General features: G+C 78.4%; 1 protein-coding gene. It reads left to right on the top strand.

From position 1 onward, the window contains the following. Window positions 1-722: XdhC family protein (locus tag ACOV8S_RS31050; RefSeq protein ID WP_448321823.1), on the top strand; the 722-nt coding region annotated here is incomplete at both ends.

A 722-nucleotide genomic window follows, 5' to 3' on the forward strand; every position in this document is an offset into this window, starting at 1 on the left:
GCGGTCGGGGTCGCGGTCGGCGCGCAGCTGGCGGTGCGGCCGGACGGGACCGTTGCCAACGGCGAGGGCGGCCTCGTGACCGGTGGTGACGGCGAGGGCGGGACCGTGGCCCAGGGCGACGGCGGCCTCGTGGCCGATGGCGACGGCGACGGCGACGGCGACGGCGGGACCGTGACTCATGGCGACGGTGCGTGGGACGGCGCCCCCGAGCTGGCCCGGGCGGTGGCGCAGGACGCGCGGGCGCTGCTGTCCGCGGGCGGTGACGCGCTGCGGCGCTACGGCCCGCGCGGCGAGCGGCGCCGCGAGGAGACGGCCGTCTTCGTCCGGAGCTTCACGCCGCCCCCGCGGATGCTGGTGTTCGGCGCCATCGACCACGCGGCGGCCACCGCGCGGATGGGCGCCTTCCTCGGCTACCGGGTGACCGTCTGCGACGCGCGGCCGGTCTTCGCCACGCCCGAGCGGTTCCCGATGGCCGACGAGGTGGTGCGGGCCTGGCCCTCGGACTACCTGGCGGCCACCGAGGTCGACGCGCGGACGGTGATCTGCGTGCTCACCCACGACCCCCGCTTCGACGTCCCGCTGCTGGTCGAGGCGGTGCGCACGCCCGCCGCGTACATCGGCGTGATGGGCAGCCGCCGCACCCACGCCGAGCGGACCGCCCGGCTGCGCGAGGCCGGCGTCGACGAGGCCGGGCTGCGCCGCCTCGCCTCGCCGATCGGCCT

The organism is Streptomyces sp. CO7, from assembly GCF_053474865.1.